Annotated in this window: 23 protein-coding genes; 9 read left to right on the top strand and 14 right to left on the bottom strand. The window is 43.5% G+C overall.

Annotation, left to right across the window (positions count from 1 at the left end):
* Positions 1 to 41 precede the first annotated feature (41 nt).
* The 3 genes from L4C38_RS06405 to argR all read right to left on the bottom strand — a co-directional run bounded on the left by L4C38_RS06405 (position 42) and on the right by argR (position 4595).
* On the bottom strand, positions 42 to 2621 hold the full coding sequence (locus L4C38_RS06405) for a TRAP transporter permease (RefSeq protein ID WP_428796704.1): 2580 nt from the start codon (positions 2619 to 2621) through the stop codon (positions 42 to 44).
* A gap of 200 nt (positions 2622 to 2821) precedes the next feature.
* Positions 2822 to 3790 carry a TAXI family TRAP transporter solute-binding subunit gene (locus L4C38_RS06400; RefSeq protein ID WP_428796703.1) on the bottom strand — a complete coding sequence of 323 codons (969 nt, stop codon included), beginning with the start codon at positions 3788 to 3790 and terminating at the stop codon, positions 2822 to 2824.
* A gap of 334 nt (positions 3791 to 4124) precedes the next feature.
* A complete protein-coding gene (gene argR, locus L4C38_RS06395) occupies positions 4125 to 4595 on the bottom strand; it encodes a transcriptional regulator ArgR (RefSeq protein ID WP_428796702.1) in 471 nt (156 codons plus the stop codon).
* A gap of 329 nt (positions 4596 to 4924) precedes the next feature.
* On the opposite strand from argR, the gene mdh reads away from it, so the two are divergent.
* Together mdh and L4C38_RS06385 are read left to right on the top strand one after the other, a co-directional pair.
* Entirely contained in the window at positions 4925 to 5860 is a 936-nt protein-coding gene (mdh, locus tag L4C38_RS06390; protein ID WP_428796701.1) for a malate dehydrogenase, read from the top strand.
* Between the two features lie 114 nt (positions 5861 to 5974).
* Positions 5975 to 6166, top strand: a complete 192-nt coding sequence (locus tag L4C38_RS06385) for a hypothetical protein (RefSeq protein ID WP_428796700.1) — start codon at positions 5975 to 5977, stop codon at positions 6164 to 6166.
* 53 nt (positions 6167 to 6219) lie between these two features.
* Here the strand turns inward: L4C38_RS06385 and ispB are convergent, their stop codons facing one another.
* Complete coding sequence (gene ispB / locus L4C38_RS06380; RefSeq protein WP_428796699.1) at positions 6220 to 7191, bottom strand: octaprenyl diphosphate synthase; 972 nt, start codon at positions 7189 to 7191, stop codon at positions 6220 to 6222.
* Between the two features lie 267 nt (positions 7192 to 7458).
* On the opposite strand from ispB, the gene rplU reads away from it, so the two are divergent.
* From rplU to folA, 6 genes are all read left to right on the top strand, one after another.
* Complete coding sequence (rplU, locus tag L4C38_RS06375) at positions 7459 to 7770, top strand: 50S ribosomal protein L21 (protein ID WP_428796698.1); 312 nt, start codon at positions 7459 to 7461, stop codon at positions 7768 to 7770.
* Between the two features lie 21 nt (positions 7771 to 7791).
* A complete protein-coding gene (gene rpmA / locus L4C38_RS06370) occupies positions 7792 to 8052 on the top strand; it encodes a 50S ribosomal protein L27 (RefSeq protein WP_005593148.1) in 261 nt (86 codons plus the stop codon).
* 275 nt (positions 8053 to 8327) lie between these two features.
* On the top strand, positions 8328 to 9503 hold the full coding sequence (gene cgtA / locus L4C38_RS06365; RefSeq protein WP_428796697.1) for an Obg family GTPase CgtA: 1176 nt from the start codon (positions 8328 to 8330) through the stop codon (positions 9501 to 9503).
* 151 nt (positions 9504 to 9654) lie between these two features.
* Positions 9655 to 10422: a threonine/serine exporter family protein gene (locus L4C38_RS06360; RefSeq protein WP_428796696.1), complete on the top strand. Its 768-nt coding sequence runs from the start codon at positions 9655 to 9657 to the stop codon at positions 10420 to 10422.
* Positions 10419 to 10892, top strand: coding sequence for a threonine/serine exporter family protein (locus L4C38_RS06355; protein ID WP_428796695.1), 474 nt, complete (start codon positions 10419 to 10421; stop codon positions 10890 to 10892). The genes L4C38_RS06360 and L4C38_RS06355 overlap by 4 nt, the downstream gene beginning before the upstream one ends.
* A 33-nt stretch (positions 10893 to 10925) precedes the next feature.
* Positions 10926 to 11411, top strand: a complete 486-nt coding sequence (gene folA, locus L4C38_RS06350) for a type 3 dihydrofolate reductase (RefSeq protein WP_428796694.1) — start codon at positions 10926 to 10928, stop codon at positions 11409 to 11411.
* 34 nt (positions 11412 to 11445) lie between these two features.
* Here the strand turns inward: folA and apaH are convergent, their stop codons facing one another.
* The 6 genes from apaH to lptD are packed head-to-tail and all read right to left on the bottom strand — an operon-like array spanning position 11446 to position 18196.
* Positions 11446 to 12249: a bis(5'-nucleosyl)-tetraphosphatase (symmetrical) ApaH gene (gene apaH / locus L4C38_RS06345; RefSeq protein WP_428796693.1), complete on the bottom strand. Its 804-nt coding sequence runs from the start codon at positions 12247 to 12249 to the stop codon at positions 11446 to 11448.
* A gap of 9 nt (positions 12250 to 12258) precedes the next feature.
* Positions 12259 to 12639, bottom strand: a complete 381-nt coding sequence (gene apaG / locus L4C38_RS06340) for a Co2+/Mg2+ efflux protein ApaG (protein ID WP_428796692.1) — start codon at positions 12637 to 12639, stop codon at positions 12259 to 12261.
* 56 nt (positions 12640 to 12695) lie between these two features.
* On the bottom strand, positions 12696 to 13502 hold the full coding sequence (gene rsmA, locus L4C38_RS06335) for a 16S rRNA (adenine(1518)-N(6)/adenine(1519)-N(6))-dimethyltransferase RsmA (protein WP_428796691.1): 807 nt from the start codon (positions 13500 to 13502) through the stop codon (positions 12696 to 12698).
* Positions 13499 to 14488 (bottom strand): 4-hydroxythreonine-4-phosphate dehydrogenase PdxA, encoded by a 990-nt coding sequence (gene pdxA / locus L4C38_RS06330; RefSeq protein ID WP_428796690.1) that lies wholly within the window; start codon positions 14486 to 14488, stop codon positions 13499 to 13501. The genes rsmA and pdxA overlap by 4 nt, the downstream gene beginning before the upstream one ends.
* A complete protein-coding gene (gene surA, locus L4C38_RS06325) occupies positions 14478 to 15773 on the bottom strand; it encodes a peptidylprolyl isomerase SurA (protein ID WP_428796689.1) in 1296 nt (431 codons plus the stop codon). Before surA ends, pdxA begins: the two co-directional genes overlap by 11 nt.
* A 47-nt stretch (positions 15774 to 15820) precedes the next feature.
* A complete protein-coding gene (lptD, locus tag L4C38_RS06320) occupies positions 15821 to 18196 on the bottom strand; it encodes an LPS assembly protein LptD (RefSeq protein ID WP_428796688.1) in 2376 nt (791 codons plus the stop codon).
* A gap of 148 nt (positions 18197 to 18344) precedes the next feature.
* On the opposite strand from lptD, the gene djlA reads away from it, so the two are divergent.
* Positions 18345 to 19187, top strand: coding sequence for a co-chaperone DjlA (gene djlA / locus L4C38_RS06315; protein WP_428796687.1), 843 nt, complete (start codon positions 18345 to 18347; stop codon positions 19185 to 19187).
* Positions 19188 to 19262: 75 nt separating this feature from the next.
* On the opposite strand, the gene L4C38_RS06310 is transcribed toward djlA, so the two are convergent.
* From L4C38_RS06310 to argF, 4 genes are all read right to left on the bottom strand, one after another.
* Positions 19263 to 19652, bottom strand: a complete 390-nt coding sequence (locus tag L4C38_RS06310; RefSeq protein WP_428796686.1) for a RidA family protein — start codon at positions 19650 to 19652, stop codon at positions 19263 to 19265.
* Between the two features lie 127 nt (positions 19653 to 19779).
* A complete protein-coding gene (gene pyrI, locus L4C38_RS06305; RefSeq protein WP_428796685.1) occupies positions 19780 to 20241 on the bottom strand; it encodes an aspartate carbamoyltransferase regulatory subunit in 462 nt (153 codons plus the stop codon).
* Positions 20242 to 20257: 16 nt separating this feature from the next.
* Positions 20258 to 21187 (bottom strand): aspartate carbamoyltransferase, encoded by a 930-nt coding sequence (gene pyrB / locus L4C38_RS06300; RefSeq protein WP_428796684.1) that lies wholly within the window; start codon positions 21185 to 21187, stop codon positions 20258 to 20260.
* Positions 21188 to 21446: 259 nt separating this feature from the next.
* Positions 21447 to 22451, bottom strand: coding sequence for an ornithine carbamoyltransferase (gene argF / locus L4C38_RS06295; protein ID WP_428796683.1), 1005 nt, complete (start codon positions 22449 to 22451; stop codon positions 21447 to 21449).
* Positions 22452 to 22558 lie beyond the last annotated feature (107 nt).

Raw genomic sequence — 22558 nt, 5'->3', positions numbered from 1 at the left:
CTTATTTCTCTAATAGATCTCACTCCATGAGACCTTGCGGGTTAAGCGCTCAGCGATTCCCTACGAGCACGACGTTTTTGGTTTGTAGCAAGCACAATGACGAACAATAGACATGGTATGAATACCCACTCTTTCATCGGTCTTTCAGCCTCTTGCACTACCCATTTAATTTGCCAATCGAAGTCGACACCAGAGGCTTCTGCCGGGCTACCAAATTCCACCATATCGACGATCATTCGACCTTCATTTTCAATAAGCATTAGCCCCATTGAACTTATCCGTTCTTCGGCCGTTTTTGCGCCATCTTCAAATGGTAATCGAACTGTTTTCTCAACCATGTTTCCTTCTAAGTTTTCACCTGCAACTCTTAGTTCTAATGATTGACCAACATGGAGTGTCTCAGCTATTTGTGCGATATCAGTACCGGGTGACAACACTTTTGCTGGGTAGATCATATCCCACCAAAAACCCGGGCGGAAAAATGAGAAGGTGAGCACTAAAAGCAAAACCGTCTCCCACCATTTATTACGTGTAAACCACCAACCTTGTGTGGCGGCGGAGAAGAGCAGCATGGCAATGATTGATGATATGACGGTTAGCATTAAATGCCACCATGAGTCGATGCCCATCAGCAGTAGCTGAGTATTGAAGATGAACATAAACGGCAATATGGCGGTTCGTATATCGTAGGTAAACCCTTGAATACCAGTGCGTATAGGGTCAGATTTTGCGATTGCCGCCGCGGCGAAGGCGGCTAAACCAACTGGCGGCGTATCATCAGCCAAAATACCAAAGTAGAATACAAACAAATGCACGGCGATCAATGGAATGATCAAGCCATGTTGTGCGCCGAGTGTAACGATGACAGGCGCCATCAAGGTAGAAACGACGATGTAGTTTGCTGTGGTTGGTAAGCCCATGCCAAGGATCAAACTAATTAAGGCAGTAAACAGCAACATCAACATAATGTTACCGCCGGAAATAAACTCAACAAATTCCGTCATAACCAAGCCGATACCAGTCAGTGTTACGACACCGACGACGGTACCTGCCGCTGCCGTCGCCACGCCAATACCGATCATATTACGAGCACCAGTTACTAGGCTTTCTGCTAGGTCAACAAAACCTCGTTTGGTTTGCTCGGCAACATCGTCTGACTTTGACATCAATGCCAATAGTGGTCGTTGAGTGATCAAAATAAAGATCATAAACACGGTTGCCCAAAATGCAGATAAGCCCGGCGAGAAACGTTCTACCATCAAGCACCAAACTAAAACTACGATCGGTAGTAGAAAATGTAGACCGGATTTCACTGTTGGACCGGGATCTGGCACTTCTGTTAACTGGGCGTCAATCTCAATATTACCTGCGTTAGCGTATTTGGCTGAAACACGAAGTAATGCAATATATGCGATTAAAACAGCAACAGCGACAATAGGAGTCGCGGCGGCTCCAAAGACATCTTTGGTCCAACCGATACCGTAGTAAACAAAGGCGCTAATTACGACTAAGCCTAAAATCGTACCGGTAAATGACAGTAGGTTTTGTAGCATCGTAGGATTATGGCGACGAGGAAGCCCTGTCATCCCTGCTTTACATGCTTCTAAGTGAACAATATAAATTAGTGCGATATAAGAGATCAGCGCTGGTAGTAAGGCTGCTTTGATCACTTCTACATAAGAAATACCCACATACTCCACCATTAAAAAGGCGGCAGCACCCATAATAGGCGGTGTTAATTGACCATTGGTCGATGCGGCTACTTCTACTGCCCCCGCTTTGGTGCCGGGGAAGCCGACGCGTTTCATCAATGGAATAGTGAACGTACCTGTCGTTACAACGTTTGCGATTGATGAACCTGAAACTAAACCTGATAAACCTGAAGCGACGACGGCAGCTTTTGCAGGACCACCTTTCATATGCCCGAGCATCGAGAACGCCACTTTGATGAAATATGCACCGGCCCCCGCGCGTTCTAGCATGGCACCAAAGAGTACAAACAGGAATACGAACGAAGTCGAAACGCCAAGAGCGACACCAAATACCCCTTCAGTGGTTAACCACAGGTGTGACATCGCTTTATTTAAACTCGCCCCTTTGTGAGCAATGACATCTGGCATGTGGGGACCAGCAAAGGTATAGAGCAAAAAGACTGCCGCGACGATCATCAAAGGAGGACCCAGAGCACGACGAGTTGCTTCGAGTAGAAGCAACATACCGATTACCGCAATGACAATATCTGGTTGAGTTGGTGCACCAGAGCGATCGGCGAGATCGGTATAGAAAATATAGATATAAGCAGCAGAAAAACTACCTGCGAGCGCGAGCGCCCAATCCAGCAATGGAATTCGATCGCGGGGTGATGTTTTTAGTGCTGGGTAAGCGGTGAATGCTAAAAAGATCGCGAACATTAAATGAATGGAGCGAGCTTCTGTATCGTTAAGTATGCCGAAATTAAAAATGAACGGTAATGGAGAGGCATACCAAAGTTGGAATAGAGACCAACATAGCGGAACAAACCATAGAATACGTCCCGAAATCCCTTTCGGTGAGCGTGCCCCTGTATCGGCTTGAGCTACCATTTCCTGCACATCGTCCGATGGTGTAGCAGTCTGCGTCATGGAGGTTATCCTTGTTATTTTGGATTCGTCATTATCTGTATAGAACCTTGCGCTTATATCAGTGTAGTGAGTGAGCTACATAAGCGCCGGAATAAATAGGTATAAAAAAGAGAGGGGGTTCATTTTTGAAACCCAAATAAGAGTTTAAATTTTAGATAGAGAGAGTTAGCAAGGAGAGTGCATCTCCTTGCTATTATCGGTTACTTAAGAAGACCGACTTCTTTGTAGTATTTCACTGCACCTGGATGCAAAGGAATAGAAAGACCGGCTTGAACCATGTCTTCTTTTTTAAGGTTTGCAAATGCTGGGTGTAAACGTTTGAAAGTATCGAAGTTTTCAAATACCGCTTTAGCTACATTGTAAGCAATCTCATCAGAAACGTTTGTAGTCGTTACCATTGTTGCAGCAACACCAAAGCTATTTACGTCTTTGTCAGTGCCACGGTACATACCAGCTGGTACTGTGCTGAATGCATAGTAAGGGTTGTTTGAAACAATTTTATCGATCGCTTCGCCTGTTGCAGGGATCAGTTTAGCATCACAAGAAGTGGTTGCTTCTTTAATAGAGCCGTTCGGGTGACCAACGACGTAAACAAACGCGTCAATCTTGTTGTCACACAAAGCTTGTGAGCGTTCTGAACCTTTTAGTTCCGAAGCGAGTTTGAAGCTGTCGTTCGTCCAACCCATCGCGTCCATAACAACACCCATAGTTGCACGGTCACCAGAACCTGGGTTACCAATATTTACACGCTTACCTGCAAGATCGGCTACATTTTCAATGCCAGAGTCAGTACGTGCGATGATATTGAATGGTTCTGTGTGTAGAGAGAAAACAGCTCGTAATGGTTCGTATGGGCCTTGTTCTGCAAATTTGCTTGTACCGTTGTAACCATGGTACTGCCAATCTGACTGCACGATGCCGAAGTCCAATTCACCAGCACGCATTGTGTTGACGTTGTAAATTGAACCGCCAGTGGATTCTACAGAACAGCGAATGTTATGTGTTTTACGTCCTTTGTTAACAAGCTTACAAATTGCACCACCAGTAGGGTAATACACACCAGTAACTGAACCAGTACCAATTGTAATGAATTCTTGTGCGTTTACCGCACCCGCACCCATAATTGCTGCAGCAATAGCGCCAGCTTGAATAAGTTTGTTAAATGCCATGAATGTTCCTTCCTTTATTCATTATTAGTCCTTCAGCAAGTTTAGCCGCTAAAAGAGTTTCCTATATTGGAAACGGCATCTTTTTCAATCCATTTGATGAAAAAGTTGCTGAATAATACCAAAAAACCCAAAGATAATTACACAGTTGTTAAAGTTTTTAGCAAAAGCAACTAGTTATTAAGATAGTGTTTTATTCCAATTGAATGAGGAAATGTCTTTTTCCTCAAGTAGTTATCGTAGATGAGATCTAGGTAGGAGTTTTGGTTAAGTTGTGAAACAAATCACACCTAAAAGTAGGTGTGATTGGTGATATGTGCTGTTTTGCTTAGGAATTCTAGCCGGCGTATTCGAACAATTCACAAACAGAATTGAATAGCTGTTCTGTTGTAATGGAAAGGGTAGGAGTAATGAAAATTGTATCATCACCTGCGACAACACCAAGAATACCTTCAGATTTTCCGAGTGAATCAAGTAGGCGGGCAATTAACTGTGCAGCGCCGGGACCTGTGTGGATCACAACCAATGCGCCATTGTAATCAACATCTAGTACTAGTTCACGCAGTGAACTAGAGACGGTAGGGACCCCAAGTTCTGCAGGTAAGCAGTAGACCATTTCCATTTTTGCATTGCGAGTTCTTACCGCTCCAAACTTAGTCAACATTCGAGAGACTTTGGATTGGTTAATATTCTCGAACCCTTCATTTCTTAGTGATTCAACAATGTCGCCTTGCGAACCAAAACGTTCTTCTTTTAATAAGGCTTTAAAAGCACGCACGAGGTTATCTTGTTTTTCTGTATGACGCATAGCTCTCTTTCAACTCGCAACTTAGATAAGTGCATAGTCTCGCATAGCCATGCATTTTGTGCCAGTTAGCGCCAAAAAATAACTTGAGAGTTTGACTGAAGAATTGGCAGTGTTTGTTGACACTAACCTTACTTAAAACGGAGTAGAACGGAGAGTTATCGTGTTATTCTCCGCACTCTTGTAGCACGTAAAAAGCGAGTTGCGTAGCCTCGCAAAGATGAGGTTAAATAATTGTAATTGGAAGTTAAATACTATAGCTTGTTTAGCGAAGTCGTTTACAAATTACCCTACCAAATAATAGAAGAGACTACCTCTCAAGGAGAACTACGATGAAAGTAGCCGTAATTGGTGCCGCTGGAGGCATCGGACAAGCCCTAGCCCTATTGCTTAAGAATCGCCTTCCTGCAGGCTCAGATTTAGCACTTTATGATATCGCTCCTGTTACGCCAGGTGTTGCCGCTGATCTTAGCCATATTCCAACACCAGTATCTATTAAAGGTTATGCGGGAGAAGATCCAACACCGGCGCTAGAAGGTGCTGATGTTGTTTTGATTTCTGCTGGGGTTGCTCGTAAGCCAGGTATGGATCGTGCTGATCTTTTCAACGTGAATGCTGGTATTGTTAAGGCACTAGCGGAAAAAATTGCGGTGGTCTGTCCAACAGCATGTATTGGTATCATCACTAACCCTGTCAATACTACCGTGCCAATTGCAGCAGAAGTACTGAAAAAAGCAGGTGTTTACGACAAGCGCAAACTATTTGGTGTAACCACTCTTGATGTTATTCGTTCAGAGACGTTTGTTGCCGATCTAAAGGACAAAGATCCAGGTGATGTTCGTGTTCCCGTGATTGGTGGTCACTCTGGTGTAACGATTTTACCACTCCTTTCTCAAGTGGAAGGTGTTGAATTTAGTAATGAAGAAATAGACGCACTAACTAAACGTATCCAAAACGCAGGAACCGAAGTTGTAGAAGCTAAAGCGGGTGGTGGTTCTGCAACGTTATCGATGGGGCAGGCGGCATGCCGTTTTGGTCTTGCGCTAGTGAAAGCATTGCAAGGTGAAGAAAACGTTGTTGAGTGTGCTTATGTTGAAGGTGCTGGAGAGCATACGTCATTCTTTGCACAGCCGATTAAGTTAGGTAAAAATGGTGTCGAAGAAATACTTGATTACGGCACGCTAAGCACTTATGAAAAAGCGGCATTAGATGGCATGCTAGAAACGTTAAGCGATGATATTCAAATTGGTGTCGATTTCGTTAAGTAGCCTATATCCTATAGTAATATTCGAATGTGTATAGAAAGCCGGCCTAGTGTCGGCTTTTTTGATCCTTTCAATGTATCGTCCTAAAATTAATGTTGGTAGAGGAGGAGGCTAGACATGGAACTCACAGATATTAAGCAAGGTATGCTGGTCGAAAGTGCTCAAGGTGTTGGGAAAGTGCTGGTAGTCGATGAAATAATGCATTCATTGTTAATTGAAAACCAACAAAGCCATTACCAATTTTATGTAGGAATTGAAGAATTAATCGATCAGCCGCAACTGCATTTTGGTTGCGATCAGTATTATTAAAAAGGCAAGCCTGATGGCTTGCCTTTATGTCTATAGCACGCTAAATGAGGTCGTTATTTACTGCGATGTACAGATAGATGAGCAAGTGTGATGAGTGCTTGCTTGTAGTCTGATTCAGCAAGTACTGATAATTCAGCAATCGCTTTATCTGCTTCTTCGATAGCTTTATTACGGGTGTACTCTAACGATCCTGTTTGATCCATTGCCAATAAAATATCATTTAAACGATCCATGCCATTAGATTTTTCGATCGCTTCACGGATCATCTTCGCTTGATCTTCGTTGCCGTTTTGCATGGCGTGGATTAGAGGAAGTGTTGGTTTTCCTTCAGCGAGGTCATCACCAACATTTTTACCCATCTCTTCGCCATCCGCAGTGTAGTCCATCACATCATCGATTAACTGAAATGCCGTCCCTAAGTATTTACCGTAGTTTTGCATTGCCAGTTCAATGTCGGCAGAAGAGTCAGTCATAATGGCGCCAATTTGCGTTGCTGCTTCAAATAGACGCGCTGTTTTTGAATAGATGACTTGCATGTAGCTTTCTTCAGTCGTGTCAGGGTTGTTACAGTTCATTAACTGCAGAACTTCCCCTTCGGCGATGACGTTTACTGCATTACTCATGAGCTGAAGGATTTTCATTGAACCTAGCTCGGTCATCATTTGGAATGAACGAGTGTAGATGAAGTCTCCAACCAGCACGCTGGCTGCATTACCAAACGCCGCATTAGCGGTTGCTTTACCACGACGCATGTCTGACTCATCCACAACATCATCATGTAGTAACGTTGCGGTATGAATGAACTCAATAAAGGCTGCCGCTGTTGTGTGTGCACTTCCTTGATAGCCAAGCGCACGAGCTGACAATATCGCTAAAAGTGGACGTAGGCGTTTGCCCCCGCTACCAACAATATAGAAACCAAGTTGATTGATTAGAGATACATCAGAGTTAAGCTGGGCTTGAATAGTTTTGTTCACTTTTGCCATGTCTTCGGCAGTAAGCGTTTGGATAGCTTTAAAATCCATTGTAATTCCGGCTGAGGTTAGAACCTGTCTGGTGTCTTTATCTACTTAATAGATGAATAATACACTAAAAAACGTTGATAAATACATGCTTTAAGGGCATGATTTCGGCACTTTTAATTGGCGACTAGCTTTTCGCCAATTTTTTAAAAATATGGCTTGTCATAGGCAAAGCTCTTCTGTAGAATCTGCGCCCTATTGATGATTATTAGCGCACACCCAATTGCTCAAAGTAAATGAGAAGGCTGTGCGGAAAAAGCGGAGTAAAATATGTACGCTGTTTTCCAATCTGGTGGTAAACAACACCGTGTAAGCGAAGGTCAAACTCTTCGCTTAGAAAAATTAGACGTTGAAACTGGTGCAACTGTTGAATTTGATAAAGTTCTACTTGTTGCTAACGGTGAAAACATTCACGTTGGTGCTCCTCTTGTTGAGGGTGGCAAAGTTGTAGCTGAAGTTGTACAACACGGTCGTGGCGATAAAATTAAAATCGTTAAGTTCCGTCGTCGTAAGCACTCTCGTAAGCAGCAAGGTCACCGTCAGTGGTTCACTGAAGTGAAAATCACTGCAATCAACGCTTAATCGAATTAGGAGAGCTTAACAATGGCACACAAAAAAGCTGGTGGTTCTACTCGTAACGGCCGCGATTCAGAAAGCAAACGCCTAGGTGTTAAACGTTTCGGTGGCGAGTCTGTTCTTGCAGGTAACATCATCGTTCGTCAACGTGGTACTAAATTCCACGCTGGTAACAACGTAGGCCTTGGTAAAGACCACACTCTTTTCGCTCTTACTGAAGGTAAAGTGAAATTTGAAGTGAAAGGTCCTAAAAACCGTAAATTTGTAAGCATCGAAGCTGCTGAGTAATTCACACTTCTAGCTTAGAATTTGGTTTCTAGCTGAATTTAAAAGCCCTGCCGATTCGGCGGGGTTTTTTATTTTTAGCAAGGGCAAATAACCAGAGGCTTTTAGTTGGTTAGTCTGCTGATGAGAAAAACCTCTCGTTATTTGGTCCAAAGTAGAGCGACCCAAGATCTCAGGTGATCGATCTGTATATGGGATCTGCTAGAGTTTATATTATTGTCAATGAGCTAAAATTAGCCTTGTAGATGATATTGCACGCACAAAATGCGGAGTAACAGATGAAATTCGTTGATGAAGCGGTAGTTAAAGTTCAAGCCGGCGATGGCGGTAGTGGTGTAGTAAGTTTTTGGCGTGAGAAATTCATTACCAAAGGTGGTCCTGACGGTGGTGATGGTGGCGACGGTGGCGATATTTATATTCAAGCTGATGAGAACCTAAACACGCTAATCGATTATCGCTTCCAGCGCTTCTATGAAGCGGAACGTGGTGAAAATGGTCGTGGTGGTAACTGTACCGGTAAACGCGGTAAAGATATGGTCCTGCGTGTTCCTGTTGGTACGCGTGCTGTTGACATCCACACTAATGAAGTTGTTGCTGAGGTAGCTGAGCACGGTAAGAAGCTAATGGTCGCTAAAGGCGGCTGGCATGGTTTAGGTAACCAGCGTTTTAAGTCTTCTGTAAACCGTGCCCCACGTCAAAAGACGCTAGGTACTAAAGGTGAGATGCGTGAAATGCGCCTTGAGCTATTGTTGCTAGCTGATGTTGGTATGCTTGGTCTGCCTAATGCGGGTAAATCAACCTTCATTCGCGCAGTTTCAGCTGCAAAACCAAAAGTGGCAGATTACCCATTTACTACGCTAATCCCAAGCTTAGGTGTGGTCAGTGTTGTCGCTGAAAAGAGCTTTGTCGTTGCTGATATTCCTGGTTTGATTGAAGGTGCTGCTGATGGCGCAGGTCTCGGTATCCGCTTCCTTAAACACCTAGAGCGTTGTCGTGTATTGCTACATATGATCGACATCATGCCGATTGATCAATCAGATCCGATCCAAAATGCATTGACGATCATTGATGAATTAGAGCAGTACAGCGAGAAACTAGCTGATAAGCCTCGCTGGTTAGTCTTCAACAAAGTTGATCTAATGCCTGAAAAAGAAGCCGATGAGGTGATTCAAGGTGTTATCGATGCACTAGGTTGGGAAGAAGAAGTCTTTAAAGTTTCTGCTTTGAATAAGCTTGGTACAAAAGAGCTTTGTTACAAACTAGCAGACTTTATGGATACGCTTCCTCGCAGTGAAGAAGAGATCACTGAAGAAGAGAAAGTTGACTTCATGTGGGACGATTACCATAAAGACGCGATGTCTGGTAATAATGTTATCACTGAAGATGACGATGAAGATGATGAAGATTGGGATGATGAAGAAGATGACGGTCACGTTGTCTATGTTCGCGACTAATTTTTAAATGTAAATGAAAGCCGCAATTAATTTGCGGCTTTTTTACATCTGAAATCAAATTACGTTTTAAATCAAAGTTATTTGCTGGAAACTTGGTCACAATGTCAGCCTTTTTATGAAGAGAGTTGATTTAGGGAGTCGTTAAATCAGTATGGATACAAAGCAAAGGGCTGTGTCTCGCTTAATTGCACAAGCAGGGCAAATGCTACTGGCTCACGGTGCCGAGAGTGCCTTAGTAGGCAGTATAATGGAGCGAATTGGTCTCGCTTGTGGTATGGATGAAGTCGAAGTATCACTCTCTGCTAGCTCACTTGTTGTTACCACTGTGAATCGTGGTCATTGCATTACTACTGCTAGGCGTTGTGCTGATCGTGGTATCAATATGCGGGTGGTAACCCAAGTTCAGCGTATCTGTATCATGCTTGAACGTGGCATCATCGATGATTATCTCGCTCAACATAAGCTTAATCAAATTAGCCCTGAGCGCTACAATCGATGGTTAGTTGTGGTAATGATCGGCTTATCTTGTGCGGCATTTGCCCGTCTTGCTGGCGGTGATTGGTTGGTATTTGGTATGACATTTATTGCCTCAGCCGTCGGTATGTTCGTACGCCAAGAAATTGGTCACCGACACTTTAATCCACTCCTTAATTTTACCGTAACGGCTTTTGTTACCACCGCTATTTCTGTTCAGGCTTACATCTACAATATCGGTAATACACCCACTATAGTTATGGCATCTTCTGTGCTGATGTTGGTTCCAGGTGTTCCATTAATTAACTGCGTTGCGGATATGCTAAAAGGCTATATTGATATTGGTATTGCCCGCTTTGTCATGGCAAGTTTATTAACACTGGCGACTTGCTTAGGCATTATCGCAGCGATGAGCATATTTGATGTTTGGGGATGGTTACTATGACGATGAGTGCTTTGTTTGTCGGACTTCTTAATGATATGTTTTTTGCATCAATTCCGGCGATTGGCTTTGCTTTAGTCTTTAATGTGCCAGTTAAGGCTTTAAAGTATTGTGCTCTTGGCGGTGCAATAGGGCATGGCTCTCGTTATCTGATGATGCACTTTGGTATTCCTATTGAGTGGGCAACTTTCTTTGCTGCGACATTCGTTGGCATGATTGGTGTGCATTGGTCGCACAAGTTATTCGCCCATCCGAAAGTGTTTACCGTTGCTTCTTTAATTCCGATGGTTCCGGGAGTGTATGCATTTAAAGCAATGATTGCGCTTGTTGAACTTAATCATCGAGGTTTTGAGCCGCAGTTGTTAGAAATGCTGGCAACTAACTTTTTAAAGGCGATGTTTATTATCGCCGGATTAGCGGTTGGCTTAGCGATGCCTGGCTTGTTATTCTATCGTCGTCGACCGATTGTATAGTCGGATTCGTTTAGTCAAAATAGGAATAGCTTGATGATTATTAGCATGATTGCCGCGATGGCAGACGAGCGTGTTATTGGTAAAGACAATCAAATGCCATGGCATTTACCTGCTGATTTTGCGTGGTTTAAGCGTTGTACGCTGGGAAAACCAGTTGTCATGGGGCGTAAGACTTACGAGTCAATTGGTCGTCCTTTACCTGGTCGTCTGAACATAATAATTAGTCGCGACAATCAATTATCTATCGAGGGCGTTATTACCGTGACTTCGATTGAACATGCCTTGCAAGCGGTGGGCGATGTAGAAGAAGTGATGATTATCGGCGGTGGCGCGATTTATTCAGCATGTTTGCCATTAGCGAATAAACTTTATATTACTCATATTGATGCGCAGATTGATGGTGATACACAATTTCCTGCGTGGAGTGATGCTTTTGCCGAGAGCTATTCGGAAAACTACGCTGCAGATGAAAAGAACGCCTACAATATGCGTTTTGTGATTTTAGATAAGAGCGTCTAGTATAATTGGCTGGAGCTTTCTCCAGCCATATCTTCTACAGCGCTGGTTGAACAAAGAATTGCTGATCCTCCCAACGTAGCATCGTTAGCACGCCTCCCCATACACAGCCAGTATCTAAACCTATTTCATGCTCACCGTTATGTCCTTCAAGGGCAGCCCAGTGACCAAAGAGAATTTTTTTATCCAATTTGATCCGGTTGGGAAGCTCGAACCAAGGCATGAGATCACCTTCATTGACTTCATTTGGTGGTAGTTTGCATGCCATATCTAATCGGCTATTGGCAAAGCAGTAACGCATGCGAGTATAGGCATTGATGATATAACGATAACGCTCTATCCCCTGTAAATCGTCACTCCAAAGATCAGGTTGATTGGCGTACATATTTTCAATCAACCAAGCCCAATTATCGCTTTGTAAGATCTGTTCAACTTCGCGAGCGGTCGAGCGCGCAGTTGTTAAGTCCCATTGTGGAGAGATCCCCGCATGGCTCATAACAAACTCATCATGTTCGGCTAATAGTGGTTGGTGACGAAGCCAGTTCAATAACTCATCTTTGTCTGCAGCGGTAAAAATGGGCGCAGTTTTATCTTTGTCTTTGATACGATGGATACCGAGCGATACCGCTAAGAGGTGGAGATCGTGATTGCCAAGCACAACCCGAGCACTGTCACCAAGATTCTTGATGAATCTTAAGGTTTCTAATGACTTAGGACCTCTTGCTACTAAGTCGCCCGCAATCCAAAGCTGATCAACGGTTGGATCGAATTGAACGGTGTCAATGAGTTGCTTTAGTTCATCAAAACAACCTTGAATATCACCAACAATGTATGTTGCCACAGGGTTTTCCTAGTTTAAGATATTGGGGATTGCTAGTCTAAATGGTTCTATCTCGGCCGTAAATTCTTTACCTTTGGCATCTAGCATAATGTAATGCCCTTGCATCACGCCAACTGGTGTTTCGATGGCCGTGCCACTGGTATAGGTGTATTCGTCGTGTCCTGCGATGAAAGGCTGTTGACCAACGACGCCTTCGCCTTCTATAGCGAGTTTTTTACCGTTAGCATCGGTAATTAACCAGTGTCGACTGAACAATTGTACGGTTTCGGTGCTGAGATTTTTAATGGTAATTAGGTAAGCAAAGATATAGCGATTGGATTCAGGATCCGATTGTTCAGCAATATAGCGGCTATGAACTTGAATTTTTATACAAGGTTGAGAAATATCCATATAAGCTCCTCGTACAGTTAAACAAAAGGGCGCCGTAGCGCCCTTGGAATCTTGTATTATTCGTGGTTCGCAGCCAACCAGTTGGCCATGGCAACGAATTGTTCCAACGTTAGGTTTTCTGGACGCATAGAAGGGTTAACACCTAACTCTTCTAGTGTTTCTGTGCTAAGTAATGTCTTGTAACAGTTACGGACGGTCTTGCGACGTTGATTAAAGCCTTCTCGGCACACTCGTTCTAACCATTTTATATCGGTTGCTGGGTGTGGCAGTGTTTCATATGGCATTAAGCGAACGACGGCTGAATCCACCTTTGGTGGCGGAACGAATGCCGTTGGTGGCACTTCTAATACTGGCACTATTTTGCAATAGTATTGAGCCATTACGGTCAATCTTCCGTACGTTTTGCTACCAGGTCCAGCCGCTAAACGGTTTACCACCTCTTTTTGCAACATAAAGTGCATATCTTGAATATCTGCATGAAATTCAAATAAGTGGAACATCAATGGGGTCGAGATGTTGTATGGTAGGTTGCCGAAGATACGTAGCTTGTTGTTTGGCTTAACCAGTTGAGTAAAGTCGAAGCGCATTGCATCGCCTTCGTGGATCGTCAATTTATCTGCAAGTTCTGGATGGTTACGCAGACGCTCAGCAAGATCTCGGTCAAGCTCAATTACGGTCAACTTATCGACTTCACGACCAACTGGCTCGGTGATAGCACCAAGACCAGGACCTATCTCAACCAGGTTTTGCCCTGGAAGTGGATTGATAGCGGAAACAATACCATCAATGATATAAGGATCGTTTAGGAAGTTTTGACCAAAACGTTTACGCGCTTTGTGTCCTAGGTGGACATCATTTCTCATTGTTTCTTCTCTACTAAATCTATTGCGTGCGACAATGCTGTTCGGAAGCTCCCTGTATCCGCTAGACCAGTACCAGCGAGATCAAGCGCTGTGCCGTGGTCCACCGATGTCCGAATGAATGGCAGTCCAAGAGTGATATTCACTGAACGACCAAACCCTTTGTATTTTAGCACGGGAAGTACTTGGTCGTGATACATGCCCAATACAGCATCAGCATCTTGTAAGTACTTTTCGTTAAAGATGGTGTCAGCTGGAAGAGGACCAATCAGGTTAATGCCTTTCTCCTGCTTGATACGCTCCAAAGTTGGCGTAATCGTCTCTATTTCTTCTCTGCCTAAACAGCCATCTTCCCCAGCGTGAGGGTTAAGCCCGCAAACATAGATGTTTGGTTGATGAATAGCAAATTTTTCTACTAAATCGGTATGTAAAATATCGATGATTTTTTCGAGGCGCTCGGCCGTCACCGCTTTAGATATGCAAGCTAGAGGTATATGTGTGGTGACAAGAGCAACGCGTAGCCCTTCAGTTGCCAGCATCATGACCACTAACGGAGTATTCGATTTTTCGGCAAAGAATTCTGTATGCCCGCTAAACGCAACGCCAGCACGATTGATCACACCTTTATGGACGGGACCAGTGACGACGGCATCAAATTCACCATTCATACAGCCATTCGCTGCGCGCTCAAGTGTTTGCAACACGTAGTGGCTATTGGCTTCATTTAGTTCGCCAGCTTGAACGGCTTGAGCGGTAGCAACATGATCGACGATCAGTGAACCGGCTTGTTGTTCCGTTGCTGGTTTTGCTGGATCATAGTCATGCAAAATAACGTCAATACCAAGCAGCTTTGCTCGCTCAGTAAGCATTGTTTTATCGGCACAGACAATAATTTGGTGATCCCAGCTCTCTTTAGAAAGCGCTAACACTAGGTCTGGACCAATACCAGAAGGCTCACCCGCAGTAACCACAATTCGCTTAATTGACATTTTGTAGATCCTCCACAACTTCAACGTAGGCAGCGGCACGAATTTCTTGTAGCCATGCGCTCACTTCTTCGTTGAATTTACGGTTAAATAAGATGCGGTAAGCTTTGTTTTTCATTGCTGAGTCGGTACGGTCTACTTCACGGCGATCGATGACTTCAACGATATGCCAGCCGTGAACGGTTTTAAATGGAGCACTGATTTGGTTAACCGCGAGAGTATCAATTTGGTGTTTGAACTCTGGCACGTAGAGATCAGAAGTTTGATAGCCTAATTCACCATTTTTCGCAGCCGAGCCAGGGTCTTGGCTATATTGTTGTGCTAGTTCACCAAAAGTAGCCTCCCCGGAATTGATTTGGCGAACAATCTCATTGAGTTGCTTCTGTACGCCTTCATCACTCAAGATTACAGTTGGCTTAATTAGGATGTGACGCGCATTGACTTCCGTTACCGCAACCGTCTCAAGACCTTTCACATCTTCAATTTTTAAAATGTGGAAACCGACACCGCTGATGAAAGGACCGATAATGCTGCCTTTATTTTGCAGTTTAATTTGGTCAGCAAAAATGGTTGGCATCTCTTCTTTGCGCATCCATCCCCAGTCACCACCTTGAAGTGCTTTAGGACCTTTCGAATATGCGTAAGCTAATTTCTCGAAATCTTCGCCATTATTTAGCTTGTCCACTAATTCGTTCGCGAGTGCTTGAGTCTCAGTTTTATCTTCGCCATCGGCAACACGTAATTGGATATGACCAATTTTGTACTGAACCGTCGCATTAGTCTCATTTGCTAATACTTCAGCCAGATTATCTACTTCAGCTGGAAGAATATTTACACGGCGGCGGACTAGTGTATTGCGCGCTTCACTTGCAGAGATCTCTTTACGAACCTGTTCGCGAAATTCTGAATAACTAATGCCTTCTGCACTAATTGCTGTGATTAATTCATCAACCGTTTGCTGGTTTTTTTTTGCAATGTCTTCGATGGCGCTATTTAATCGGCTGTCATCGATACGAACACCAATGCGTTCCGCTTCTTGTTGCTGAATCGTTTCAAGGATCAGTTTTTCTTCTACTTGTTTAATCAATGCATCTTGATCAGGTAGTGATTGACCATTTTTCTTTGCATTGATGGTGAGAGTTTTTAGCGCGGTATTAATATCGCTTTGTAGCACTACGCCGTCATTCACGATAATTGCCACTTTGTCCATTTCGACTACGTTAGCACTTGCTGCGCCGATGTGACCTGCCGCTACAAGGGTAAGCAGCGTCGTTTTCCAAGTATTCATCAATAACCCTTAGATGTTTGCCAGTCTAAATCGACTGGCTTGAAAAATTAGTTGTTTAAGAAGAATGGGCGTCCGTAGCCCAGAGAATTGCTGCCGTTGTCATTTTCAGACAAGCCCGAGCCTGTACCCATATTGGTGCCAAAACCTACAATACCAAAATTGATGCTGAAGTTATTTTCGTAATTAGGCTCGGCACTTGGATAGCTGACAAAATCAGGGTCCCAACCGCGTAATTGATTGCTGTAAGTAAAGCCAATATACCAACAGTCATCGATATAATTTAAACGAGCTAGCCACTCAATCGATTGGTCGGTGGTTAAATCATAGAAATATTGAGCACTAGCATTCCAGCTTGGTGAAAAGGCGTAGCCAGCTAAAATACCAGCTTGGGATATACCATCACGAGTGATGCCATCAATGCCGTTGTTCACATCAATACTTTCTAGGTCAACAGTTTGCTCGATATACTTCTTCGTTACGTAACGGTAGTTACCTTGAAGGTAACCTTTGTCAAAGCGGTACTCTAATGTACTGTTACTTAACTGCATTTCACTAGAGTCAACATCGTATTGGACGCCGCCGTGATAGAGCAAGTAGTCAGAAAAGTTGAAGTCCATCTCAATTGCCCATGCCGAATAACTGGTTGACTCTTGATCTTGGGCGATTGGGTCTGAGTTCTTGGTTGATTTATCTAGGTAGAAAATTTGACCAAAAGAGATATTCAGACGTTCTTTGTATAGATCATCAAAGAAACGAGTTGATGCACCATAGCTAAATTGGTTTGCCGCGGCAATTCTATCAACACCACTGTATTTACGACTGCGGAACAGACCATAATAGTCTGTTTGCAATAACGTTGTATCATAAAGATAGATGTCAGATTGATCTTCTTTTGGCACGTACAGATATTGAACTTGTGGCTCTAGCGTTTGTGTATAACCGCCAAAAGCATAGGTGTTGCGCTCAAGAACGATACCGGCATGGGAACGAAATTCTGGTATTACGCGAGTGACGTTTTCTTTTAGGTTATATCTATCAAATTGCGGGTCGCTTAGATTTATTTTGTTTAGATCTTGTTGATAATAGGTACCTAAAATACGGGCTTCGTTAGTCCATGTACCCCATGTGGTGCTAATCGGAATCGTAATGCCCGGTTCTATATGCACACGAGTGGCAGAAGGTTTGGTTTTGTCATCAGTATCAAATCGAGATACATGACTAACTAAATCAAAATCCAAAAATGGCATTAATTCAGGTGAGTAATAGTTAAAGGATACTTGCGGCAAAATCCGATATGGCAAGCCACCTGCTTCAGTTAGTACTTGGAAATCACGAGCCAGTAGAGTTGCATCCCAGTTATTGGTACGGTACTGGAATTCGCCTTCTTGAATCAACTGACCATCTTCACGCTTACCAATGTTGGAGTCCAAATCGGTAAAATAATCAATATCGCTTACTTTTGAGTAATCGATATGGAATTTCCAATTCTGCTGATAAATGCCGTCATGGGTGTATTGCATCGCCCAGCGATCATCTTTTTCCAGATACTTTTTATCATCAGGTAAGTATTCAGACTTAATCTGACCTTCACCAATGCCAGTTAAGTAGCGGAAGGTACTATTAAGTTGTGTGCCTCGCTTTTCCATGTATTTTAGCGTGGTTTCTAAATCGTAATTTGGCGCGAGGTTCCAGTAGATTGGAACTTCAAACTCAATACCGTCGCTTGAACCATACGATGCCGTTGGGTAGAGGAAACCCGTTTTACGGGTATCACCGATAGGCACGGTTAAGTAAGGTAGGTAGAAAATCGGCACGCTTTGAACTTCAAAGCGAGGGTTGAAAAATGTGGCTTCTTCTTCGTTTTGATCAATTTCAATACTTGATGCGGACATGCGCCACGAATTATCACCTTCTGGGCAAGAGGTGATCGAGCCGTCTTCAATTTCATAAACGGCTTTCCCCGTTTTTGATACGTAAACAGCTTCGCCACGCCCAGGTTCACAAAGAAATTGGTATTTGGTGTTCTTCAGTTCAACATAGTCTGTATTGAGATTGTTCACTGCTTTATCGGATAGGGTTTTTACCTGTCCGTCACTGAATACCACGTTACCCTCTGCAACCACTACATTGTCTTGTTGGTGGAGAGTCACGCTGTCAGCCTGCATACGCTTTTTGCCTTGAACAACAACCACATTACCGCTATAAGTGGCTTTATCACCGTTCACGCCTTCGAGGCTATCAGCTTCGACGTTGATCGGTAGCTGGTTTGGATTTTCTGCTTCAGGTTGATCGATCAAACATTGATCTATAGCGGGCAGTTCCTGCACACTATTGTCAACTACGGCTTCATTGGCTTGAATCTGAGATGCAAATAGTGATGCACTGATTGAAGCGGCTAGTAACGTACGTGGAAAACGTGACATCGAGTTTTACTATCCTGTTGAACTTGATACATTCGGTGCATGGATAACCGAACAAAGAATAAAACGGTCTTTATCATAAAGGAATTTACACCATCCGGCACTATCAGACCGCGTAACGATGAAAAAATTCATAGATTGAGAGCACATAATGCATATTTTCGGCAAAATTCTGGGCACTTTTTTTGGCTTTCTATTTGGTGGCGTATTTGGCGCCGCATTTGGGCTTTTTCTTGGCCACCAATTTGACAAAGCGCGCCGTTTAAATCAATCCGGTTTCCGTTCCTCACCATTTGGTGGTGGAGCGAACCAAGCGCAACGACAAGAAGAGTTTTTTAAAGCTGCCTTTGCTGTCATGGGGCATGTGGCAAAAGCAAAAGGGCAAGTAACTAAAGAAGAGATTCAGCTAGCTAGTACCATGATGGATCGCATGAGCCTACATGGTGAACTACGCGTTGCCGCTCAAGAGGCGTTTCGTGATGGCAAGTCATCAGACTTTCCGCTTGATGATGTGCTCGCGCGAGTCAAAATCTCTTCTGGTGGTCGTTTTGATCTATTGCAGTTCTTCTTGGAATTACAGATTTCGGCAGCTTTTGCGGATGGGAGTCTTCATCCAAGTGAGCGAGAAGTATTGCATCGCATAGCTGAGAGATTGGGTTTTTCAGCGCAGCAACTCGAACAGCGATTGCGTATGCAAGAAGCGGCTTTTCGTTTTCAGCATGGTGGATTTGGTGGTGGGCATCAACAATCAGGCGATTGGCAACAAGCGCCATCAGCAAATCAATTAAGCGATGCATATAAAGTGCTGGGGGTGGATGAAGATACCGATTCTAAAGTTCTGAAACGAGCATACCGTAAGTTAATGAATGAGCATCACCCAGACAAGCTAATGGCAAAAGGATTGCCGCCAGAGATGATGAATGTAGCGAAAGAGAAATCGCAAGAGATTCAAAGTGCGTACGATCTAATTAAGAAGGTTAAAGGCTTTAAGTAGTATCGTTTACTAAGTACGAGTTTTAATGGTGAAAAGGCGAATATTAGTTCGCCTTTTTATTTGAATAGCAATAGCTTACTTGCGTACAGCAATAGCTTCAATTTCAATTCCGACGTCTTTTGGCAGACGAGCGATTTCCACACATGAGCGAGCAGGGTAGTTTGCGACATCGTGCTCATCAAAGAATGCACCGTAGACTTCGTTTACTGCGCCGAAATCATTGAGATCTTTTACGAATACCGTCATTTTTACGATATCAGCGACACCAAGACCAGACGCTTCTACCACGGCTTTGACATTTTCTAATGATTGACGAGTTTGCGCTGCTATATCGACAGGAATTTCACCTGTGACTGGGTTTAGCGGAATTTGGCCAGAAGTTAACACCATGCTTCCGAGATCTACTCCTTGAACGTAAGGACCGATAGCTGCTGGTGCAGCTTCTGTGTGAAGAACTTTAGTCATGTGACGTTTCCCATTGTTTTCATTGGATTAAAGCAGTCAGTTTGCCTTGTATAAAGCAGCGGGTAAAGAGCCAAATACCTCACTTGCGTGAGATATTTGGTTAGCTTGACTAATTAGTTTTCTTTGCTTAGCGTTCGGTCACAATTTCTCGAGAAAATACTTTTTCACAATATTTGCACTTCAAGCGAACATCGCTGTTTTTCTCAAACACTCTAAAGCTACTCTCTACCGGTTCACCATGAGTGATGCAGTTTGAGTTAGGGCATTCAAAAACATTATTAACCTGCTCAGGAAGATCCAAAGCAAGCTTTCTAACAACCTGATAGTTTTCAATTTGGTTCACTGTAGCGTGTGGGGCATAAAGCGCTAATTTGCTTGCTTGATCTTCATTGATGAATACATTTTCAATCTTCAGTAGATCTTTATGACCAAGCGCCGACGATGGCAGATTTAGCCCAACAGTGACACGTTGATTGCTTTTATCCATGCTAAATAATTTAAGAACTTTAATGCCGACTAGCGCAGGAATGTGATCAATGACGGTGCCATTTTTAATTGCTTCTACCTGCAATTGAGTTTCTTTAGCCATGATGATATCCCCTCGATTACAGTGATTGGTTAAGTACTAAAGCTAATAGAGCTTGGCGAGCATATACACCATTTTCTGCTTGTTGGAAGTAGCAAGCGTGTGGTGTTTTATCTACGTCAGTGGTTATCTCATCTACGCGCGGAAGTGGGTGGAGTACTTTGAGGTTTTCACGCGCATCTTCTAGCATTGAGGCTGTCAAAATATAAGCGGATTTGATGTGTGCGTATTCTGACTCATCAAAGCGTTCTTTTTGTACGCGCGTCATGTAAAGAATGTCTAGCTCAGGTATCACGCTTTCCATATCGACATGTAGGCTATATTGGATGCCAGCTTCGTCTAGTTCTTCGCAAAGATAATCAGGCATTGCGAGTGCTTCTGGAGCCACAAAGAAAAAGCGTATGTTGTTGAATTTAGCCAGTGCTTGCGTTAATGAATGCACTGTGCGGCCATATTTTAAATCGCCAACGAAAGCGACGTTTAGGTTGTCTAATCGACCTTGCGTTTCAGATATAGTGTAGAGATCAAGCAGCGTCTGAGTTGGGTGCTGGTTTGCACCATCACCAGCATTAATTACCGGTACACCATTTGAGAATTCAGAGGCCAGACGAGCAGCCCCTTCTTGTGGGTGGCGCATAACAAAAGCGTCAACGTAAGTTGAGATAACTTGCACGGAATCAGCGAGGGTCTCGCCTTTTTTCGCTAACGAAGTATTGCCAGCATTATCAAAACCAATCACATTGCCACCGATGCGCTGAATAGCGGTTTCAAATGAGAGTCTGGTACGTGTAGACGGCTCAAAAAAGCAACTGGCAACCACCTTATTTTTAATCAGTTCTGGGTTTGGCTTTGCTTTTAATTGACCTGCGGTTTGGACTATTAACTCGAGTTCGGTACGTGATAACTCTGGAATCGAAATGATGTGCTTGTTGTAAAGCGTGTTGGTCATAATCGTCATCCCTATCTGACTAGAAGAATAAAATTCAGGCAATAAAAAAGCCCCCCAATAGGGAGGCTTTAAAAATCGGTGGAAATTGTAAAATAACCTGCCAGTAAGCAATTTAGCTTACCTTGAGTAAAGCGTATTGTAGAACACGAATTACGTGGCATAACTCACAACCCCCAGACAAATTGTCGTGAATTATACGCAGAAGACTGTTGATCGCAAGCGATTACTTCGCGCTTTTTCATTCAAAAATAGTTGAGTATTAACTACCTAAAGTCGCAACCATAACTGCTTTAATGGTGTGCATGCGGTTTTCGGCCTCATCAAAAACAATCGAATGGTGTGACTCAAAAACCTCTTCGGTTACTTCTAAACCTTTCATACCATATTTTTGTGCGACGTCTTTGCCAATGGTTGTATCGTCGTTATGAAATGCTGGCAAGCAATGCATAAATTTCACCTGTGGATTACTCGTTTTTTTTATCACATCCATATTGATTTGGTATGGTGCCATTAATGCGACGCGCTCATCCCAAGCTTCGGCAGCTTCACCCATAGATACCCAAACGTCGGTGTATAGGTAATCACATCCTTGCACCCCTTCATTTACATTTTCTGTGAGGGTGATTTTTGCACCAGTCTGCAGCGCTATTTCTTGACAGGTATCGACCAGTTCTTGTTCTGGCCAAAATTGTTTTGGCGCAACAAGGCGAATATCCATGCCCATCTTAGCCGCGCCGACCATTAGTGAATTGCCCATGTTATTGCGCGCATCGCCTAGGTAAGCAAAGGTAATTTCAGAAAGTTGCTTCCCTTGACCATGTTCAAGCATGGTTAAAAAATCCGCTAAAATCTGTGTTGGGTGGAATTCATCGGTTAAACCATTCCACACGGGGACACCGGCATGCTCTGCTAGCGCTTCGACAGTCGCTTGCCCAAAGCCTCGGTATTCAATGCCGTCGTACATCCTGCCGAGTACGCGCGCAGTATCTTTCATTGATTCTTTATGACCAATTTGTGAGCCAGAAGGACCGATGTAGGAAACTTGTGCGCCTTGATCAAAGGCGGCAACTTCAAAAGCACAACGAGTTCGAGTTGAAGCTTTCTCAAAGATTAGTGCAATGTTTTTGCCTTGCAATGTAGGCTTTTCCGTACCCGAGTATTTGGCGATTTTTAAATCGGCAGAGAGATCGAGTAAGAATTGAATCTCTTTTGCAGTGAAGTCGAGCAACTTAACGAAATTACGGTTACGAAGGTTGAAAGCCATACTCTAATCCTTGAGTTTGAATGAAAAGACATTACCAGTAAAACATAAAAACGCACTAAAAGTGAATAGTTATTTTAAAGGGCGGCGAATTACTGTGGGTAATTCGC

This window comes from Vibrio kasasachensis, from assembly GCF_050337565.1.
Classification (GTDB): Bacteria; Pseudomonadota; Gammaproteobacteria; order Enterobacterales; family Vibrionaceae; genus Vibrio; species Vibrio kasasachensis.
This window is presented reverse-complemented; position numbering and strand designations above follow the sequence as displayed.

Coding starts and splice junctions, on each gene's coding strand:
- L4C38_RS06405 (WP_428796704.1), bottom strand. CDS start 2,621: ATGACGCAGACTGCTACACCATCGGACGATGTGCAGGAAATGGTAGCT.
- L4C38_RS06400 (WP_428796703.1), bottom strand. CDS start 3,790: ATGGCATTTAACAAACTTATTCAAGCTGGCGCTATTGCTGCAGCAATT.
- argR (WP_428796702.1), bottom strand. CDS start 4,595: ATGCGTCATACAGAAAAACAAGATAACCTCGTGCGTGCTTTTAAAGCC.
- mdh (WP_428796701.1), top strand. CDS start 4,925: ATGAAAGTAGCCGTAATTGGTGCCGCTGGAGGCATCGGACAAGCCCTA.
- L4C38_RS06385 (WP_428796700.1), top strand. CDS start 5,975: ATGGAACTCACAGATATTAAGCAAGGTATGCTGGTCGAAAGTGCTCAA.
- ispB (WP_428796699.1), bottom strand. CDS start 7,191: ATGGATTTTAAAGCTATCCAAACGCTTACTGCCGAAGACATGGCAAAA.
- rplU (WP_428796698.1), top strand. CDS start 7,459: ATGTACGCTGTTTTCCAATCTGGTGGTAAACAACACCGTGTAAGCGAA.
- rpmA (WP_005593148.1), top strand. CDS start 7,792: ATGGCACACAAAAAAGCTGGTGGTTCTACTCGTAACGGCCGCGATTCA.
- cgtA (WP_428796697.1), top strand. CDS start 8,328: ATGAAATTCGTTGATGAAGCGGTAGTTAAAGTTCAAGCCGGCGATGGC.
- L4C38_RS06360 (WP_428796696.1), top strand. CDS start 9,655: ATGGATACAAAGCAAAGGGCTGTGTCTCGCTTAATTGCACAAGCAGGG.
- L4C38_RS06355 (WP_428796695.1), top strand. CDS start 10,419: ATGACGATGAGTGCTTTGTTTGTCGGACTTCTTAATGATATGTTTTTT.
- folA (WP_428796694.1), top strand. CDS start 10,926: ATGATTATTAGCATGATTGCCGCGATGGCAGACGAGCGTGTTATTGGT.
- apaG (WP_428796692.1), bottom strand. CDS start 12,639: ATGGATATTTCTCAACCTTGTATAAAAATTCAAGTTCATAGCCGCTAT.
- rsmA (WP_428796691.1), bottom strand. CDS start 13,502: ATGAGAAATGATGTCCACCTAGGACACAAAGCGCGTAAACGTTTTGGT.
- pdxA (WP_428796690.1), bottom strand. CDS start 14,488: ATGTCAATTAAGCGAATTGTGGTTACTGCGGGTGAGCCTTCTGGTATT.
- surA (WP_428796689.1), bottom strand. CDS start 15,773: ATGAATACTTGGAAAACGACGCTGCTTACCCTTGTAGCGGCAGGTCAC.
- lptD (WP_428796688.1), bottom strand. CDS start 18,196: ATGTCACGTTTTCCACGTACGTTACTAGCCGCTTCAATCAGTGCATCA.
- djlA (WP_428796687.1), top strand. CDS start 18,345: ATGCATATTTTCGGCAAAATTCTGGGCACTTTTTTTGGCTTTCTATTT.
- L4C38_RS06310 (WP_428796686.1), bottom strand. CDS start 19,652: ATGACTAAAGTTCTTCACACAGAAGCTGCACCAGCAGCTATCGGTCCT.
- pyrI (WP_428796685.1), bottom strand. CDS start 20,241: ATGGCTAAAGAAACTCAATTGCAGGTAGAAGCAATTAAAAATGGCACC.
- pyrB (WP_428796684.1), bottom strand. CDS start 21,187: ATGACCAACACGCTTTACAACAAGCACATCATTTCGATTCCAGAGTTA.
- argF (WP_428796683.1), bottom strand. CDS start 22,451: ATGGCTTTCAACCTTCGTAACCGTAATTTCGTTAAGTTGCTCGACTTC.